Annotated in this window: 4 protein-coding genes; 1 reads left to right on the forward strand and 3 read right to left on the reverse strand. The window is 75.8% G+C overall.

Going from position 1 to position 5,124, the window contains the following annotated elements; genetic code table 11:
• Positions 1-304 precede the first annotated feature (304 nt).
• Together ACIQOV_RS26695 and ACIQOV_RS26700 are read right to left on the reverse strand one after the other, a co-directional pair.
• Positions 305-1,441 carry a CU044_5270 family protein gene (locus tag ACIQOV_RS26695; protein WP_401052612.1) on the reverse strand — a complete coding sequence of 379 codons (1,137 nt, stop codon included), beginning with the start codon at positions 1,439-1,441 and terminating at the stop codon, positions 305-307.
• A gap of 113 nt (positions 1,442-1,554) precedes the next feature.
• A complete protein-coding gene (locus ACIQOV_RS26700) occupies positions 1,555-2,202 on the reverse strand; it encodes an RNA polymerase sigma factor (RefSeq protein WP_401052615.1) in 648 nt (215 codons plus the stop codon).
• A gap of 94 nt (positions 2,203-2,296) precedes the next feature.
• On the opposite strand from ACIQOV_RS26700, the gene ACIQOV_RS26705 reads away from it, so the two are divergent.
• Complete coding sequence (locus tag ACIQOV_RS26705; RefSeq protein ID WP_401052618.1) at positions 2,297-3,946, forward strand: serine protease; 1,650 nt, start codon at positions 2,297-2,299, stop codon at positions 3,944-3,946.
• 74 nt (positions 3,947-4,020) lie between these two features.
• Here ACIQOV_RS26705 and metF read toward each other — a convergent pair whose 3' ends face one another.
• Positions 4,021-4,947 (reverse strand): methylenetetrahydrofolate reductase [NAD(P)H], encoded by a 927-nt coding sequence (gene metF, locus ACIQOV_RS26710; protein WP_401052620.1) that lies wholly within the window; start codon positions 4,945-4,947, stop codon positions 4,021-4,023.
• Positions 4,948-5,124 lie beyond the last annotated feature (177 nt).

The raw sequence follows: 5,124 nt of genomic DNA on the forward strand, positions 1-5,124 counted from the left end.
GTGCGGGGCCCGATGAGCGGGGCGACGTCGTCCCTCCCGCCGACGGCGCTGATGACCCCGCCGGTCACCGCCAGGGCCGAGGCGACGGAGAAGTCCGCGTCGACCGTGACCACCCGCCCGTCGAGAAACACCAGATCCGCATACGCCGCACACGAGTCCACAGGACGTCCTTTCGGTAACCGGGCGCACCGCGGCCACCCGCGGACGCTCCTGCCAGGACTATGGCCGCGCCCCCGCCGCCCGCACATCGGTCATCCCACCGATGCGCGCGGGCCCGGGGAGGAGCGCGGGGCCGGTGCGGCCGTCAGTGCGCCGGCGGCCCGGATCGGTCTGCCGCCCGCGGGAGTTCGCCGACCCGGTCGACCGCCCCCTTGACGAGGACCGCGGACGTGCCGACCACCGTCCCGGCCGGCCCCGCCTCGCCGGCCTCACTGAGGACCGTGCGCTCGCCGAGGAACGCGTACGTGGTCCGGTCGAAGACCCACTGCGTCTGCCGCCCGTGCGCCGTACGGGCCACGGCGACGCCCTCCCGGCCGGCGGCGTCCCCGGCGGACGGGACCACGGTGACCCCGGGGATCCGCTCGGCGGCGCGGTAGAGCGCGGCACTGACCTGCGGCGGCGCCCAGGTCTCGGCCAGCAGGTCGCCGATCGCCGCGAAGGCCCGCTGGTCCGGGTCCTGGCCGTCGCCGCCCCGGCCCGCACCGTCCTGGCCCGCACCGTCCTGGCCCGCACCGCGGGTCTGTTCCCGGATCAGCCTCAGCAGGGCTTCCGGGTCGGTGGGCAGGGAGGCGACGTACGTGTGGGTCGGTTCGCCGATCGACGGGCCGCTCCCGCGCGAGGCGTCGGGCCGCGGCGTCGCCCCCGGCCGGTCGAGAAGGAGGACCGGCCCGTCCTCGCCGAGCCGGGTGTCGGGCCCGCCCTCCTCGCGCAGCAGGCCGGGACGGCTGCCGTCGGCGGACAGCCAGACCTGCCGGGTGTGCGCCGGAGCCATCGTCACCGGGCCACCCGCCGCACTCTGCGCGGCGTAGGCCACCCTGCTCTCGATGAAGACGAACCGGTCGGCGCCGACCGTCGGCTGCTCCGGCCCCGCCGCGGCGGCGAGCGCGATCCGGTCGAGGAGCCGAACCGCTTCGGAGGCGACGGCGGCACCGCCCTGCGCCGCCGTACGGTCGCGCCCGGCCGTCCCCGCGCCCCCGAGGTCCACCACCAGGACACCGGCGACCGCGAGCGCGCAGGCCAGCGCCGGCACCGCGATCCGGAACCTTGCCGGACGCCGGAACGGGGCCCGCGGGGCGGAGCGGCGGCCCGGCGGCTCCGCCGATGCGGCGGCCCGGCGCAACACCTGCTCCCTCAGCCGCAGTTGACGATCCGCACGCAGGCCGGGCACCGCCGGCGGCGGCAGCAGCTCGGCGAGCTCGCGGCGCTCGGACTCCCCGGACACGTCCGATCTCCCGGGTTCCCCCGACTTCTCGGGCTCCCTGGGCTCCTCAGGTTCCCCGGACTCCCCGGGCTCCCCGGACGACGGGCGCGGCCTACCGCGCCATGGGGTGGCGTTCATCCGTGGCTCTCCTGGGTCGACGGCCGGAGCGCGGGGAGGCGGCCCGGTACCGGCAGGGCGGGGACGGCGGCGCGGGCCCTGGCGTGCGCCCTGGCCGCGACTCTGGCCTCGGCATGGGCCTCGGCCTCGGTGAGTTCGCGCAGTCGGGCGCGGGCCCGGGACAGCCGCGAACGGACCGTGCCGACCGGCGTGCCGAGCGCCTCGGCCGCGCTCGCGTAGTCCAGTCCGGCCCACACCACGAGGGTGAAGACCTCCCGGTCGCGGCGCCGGAGCCGGGCGAGCGCCCGGCGCGCGGCACGCAACTGCTCCACGTCCGCGAGATGCGCGACCAGGTCGTCTGCGAAGTCCGGGACCGAACCGCGCTCCGGGATCCGGGCGAGCGCGAGGTCACGACGCCGACGGGCACGGGCGTTGCGGCGCATGACGTTGGTCGCGATCCCCAGCAGCCACGGGCGCAGCCCGTCGCCGTCGGGGTGCAGCCGCTCCCGGCCGCGCCACGCCTCCAGGAAGGTCGTCGAGACGACGTCCTCGGCCTCCGCCCAGTCGCCCGTCACGCGCAGGGCGTAGCGGTACAGCACCTGGGCGTGCTCGTCGTACAGCTCGCCCAGGACGTCGGGGTCGCCGCGGCGAAGACGCGTTCTCATGAGTGCTTCCACACTCTGCCCTGCCCGGTCCGGCGCCCGGGTTCCGGTGACGTGCGTCACAGGAACTCCCCCGTCCGTCCGAGCAGTACAGGACATGACCGCAACCTCCGCTCCCCGTTCCGCACGCCGCTCCGTCGCTCGTTCCGTCCCTCGTTCCGCCACCCGCTCCGTTCCCCGCCGGAACGCCCTCCGGGCCCTGGCCGTCGCCGTCGCCCTGGTCGGCACCTCGACCCCCGCCTTCGGCGGAACGGCCTTCACCGGCCCGGCCTTCGCCGCGGAGCCGGAGACGTACACCCTCACCGTCAAGCACCTGGACCGCGCCGGCCGCGCGACCGCGCCGTACCGGACCAGCGTCACCGGGATCTCCGGCCCCGGCGCCGACACCTCGGTCCAACTGGACGCCCCCTCCGGCACCACCACCGTGCGGCTGCCCAAGGGCCGGTACCTGCTGGACAGCAATCTGACCTCGGGTCTGGAGCCGGGCGGCACGATCTGGACGGACTGGATCGTCCAGCCGCGCCTCGACCTCGACCACGACACCACCGTCACCGTCGACGCGCGGACCACCGCCCTCGTCGACGTCCGGCCGCCGGACGACACCGCGCGCTTCCGGCACAGTGGGATGTTCGTCGAGGTCACCCACGAGGGTGCCACCCGGACCGTCAACGTCGCCAACGGGTCGCCGAACCTGCGCGTCGCCCACCTCGGGCCGGAGACCGAGACCGGGGAGGTGAAGCAGTGGTTCGACGTCAACTGGGAGACCGGCACCCGCGGCTACCTGCTCGGCAGGACCTTCTCCGGCACCCGCGCGCTGACCGGGCTCAGCAAGCACTACTCCGCCCGGGAACTGGCCACCGTGAACATCCGCGGTGCCGCCGGCCCGGGCGGCGCCGGCACCGCGCTCGTCAGCCTCCAGCCGACCGACGGAGCGAGCATCGGCGAGTCCCGGAGCATCGCCACCCCCGGCACCGCCACCTTCCTCGTCGCACCCGAGCGCGGCACCTGGGACATCGGCGTCACCGTCCCCCGCGCCGACGGCACCCGGCCGAACCACTACACCGCCGACCGCCTCGCCGTCCGGGCCGGCACCACGACCACCCACACCTTCGACGGCCCCGTCTTCGGCCCCGCACTCACCGACCGGCCCGCCGTCTCCCGCGACGGCGACCGGATCACCGCCGACGTCCCGCTGCTCGCCGACGGCGACGGCCACGCGCCGTGGACCCCGTCGTTCGACACCGCCTACACCTCGCTGTACCGCGACGGCGTGCTGGTCGGCGCCGCGTCCGGCGCGGCGGGACGCGGCGAGTTCACCGTGACCCCGGGCAAGGCCCCGTACCGCCTGGCCGCCACCGCGACCCGCAAGGCCGCGGCCGGCGCGACGACCCGCGTCAACGCGTCCTGGACCTTCACCTCGGCCGCCACCACCGAGCCGACCGCCCTCCCGGTGAGCGTCGTACGGTTCTCCCCCGAGCTCACCCCGGCCGGCACCGCGACGGCCGGCAGCCCGCTGCGCATCCCGATCACCGTGCAGGGCGCCGCTGCCGACGGCCGCACCCGCTCCCTGACCGTCTCGGCCTCCACCGACGGCGGCGCCTCGTGGACCCGCCTCCCGGTCGAGGCCGGCGCCGTCACCGTCCAGAACCCGCCGACCGGCACCGCCGTCTCCCTGCGCGCCGAACTCACCGACGCCGACGGCAACACCCTCGACCAGACCATCACCGACGCCTACCGCACCCGGTGACCCCCGCCCACACCTGACGGCCGCCCACCGGAAGTCCCGGCCTCGCGGAACGGATCCGTGGGGGGAGTTCGGGGTCAGGCGGGGGTGGCGGTCAGGAGGCGGGCCGTCGGGTCGAGGTTGCGGTGGATCTCCAGTGCGGCGGTGGAGCGGTTCAGGGTGATGTAGTGCAGGCCGGGGGCTCCCTCGTGGAGGAGGCGCTCGGCCATCCGGGTGGCGTGGTCGACGCCGATGCGGTGGGCCGCCGCTCGGTCGCCACGGGCCGCTTCCAGTCGCCGCGCCAGGCCGGCCGGGAAGGACGCGCCGCTGAGCTCGGCGAAGCGGCTGATCTGGCGCACGTCGGTGGCGGGCATGATCTCGGGGATGACCGGGGTGTCGCAGCCCGCCGCGGCCAGCCGGTCGCGCAGCCGCAGGTAGTGCTCGACCTCGAAGAACATCTGGGTGACGGCGTAGTCGGCACCGGCGCGGCACTTGGCGACGAAGTGCCGGATGTCGCCGTCCCAGTCCGCCGAGCGCGGGTGGCGTTCCGGGAAGGCGGCCACGCCGACGGTGAACGCGCCGCAGTCCTTGACCAGTTGGACGAGCTCGGCCGCGTACCGCAGGCCCTGCGGGTGCGGCTGCCAGGCGCCGTTGGGGTTGCCCGGCGGGTCGCCGCGCAGGGCGAGGACGTCGCGGATGCCGGCGTCCGCGTAGCGCCGCAGGACTGCCTGGAGTTCGGCGGTGGAGTGGCCGACGGCGGTCAGGTGGGCCACCGGGCGCAGGGTGGTCTGCGCGGCGATCAGCTCGGTGGTGCCGATGGTGCGGTCGCGCGAGGAGCCGCCGGCGCCGTAGGTGACCGAGACGAAGGTCGGCGCGACCGCCTCCACCCGCCGGATCGCCGCCCACAGGGCGCGTTCACCGGCCTCGTCCTTGGCGGGGAAGAACTCGAAGGAGTAGGTCCGCTCGCCGGCCACGAGGATTTCGCGCAGGCCGCGCGGGGCGGCGGGCCGGGTGCTCTGGTCCATGGGGTTCACCTCTGGTGGTGGTGTCGGTCGTCCGGGGATGCGGGGCAGCTCCCCCACCTTGCCCGGCACCCGCAACAGGACTGCCACAGAGCCGTGTTGACGCCCGCGTCGCGCCGGACGGCACTGCGCCGGCCGGACGGGAGGCGCCGCGGGGAACCCTCTTCATTACCCTAGGGG

The sequence above is a fragment of the Kitasatospora sp. NPDC091257 genome (assembly GCF_044757675.1).
In the GTDB taxonomy this organism is placed as follows: domain Bacteria; phylum Actinomycetota; class Actinomycetes; order Streptomycetales; family Streptomycetaceae; genus Kitasatospora; species Kitasatospora lactacystinica.

Coding starts and splice junctions, on each gene's coding strand:
- ACIQOV_RS26705 (WP_401052618.1), top strand. CDS start 2,297: ATGACCGCAACCTCCGCTCCCCGTTCCGCACGCCGCTCCGTCGCTCGT.
- metF (WP_401052620.1), bottom strand. CDS start 4,947: ATGGACCAGAGCACCCGGCCCGCCGCCCCGCGCGGCCTGCGCGAAATC.
- ACIQOV_RS26700 (WP_401052615.1), bottom strand. CDS start 2,202: ATGAGAACGCGTCTTCGCCGCGGCGACCCCGACGTCCTGGGCGAGCTG.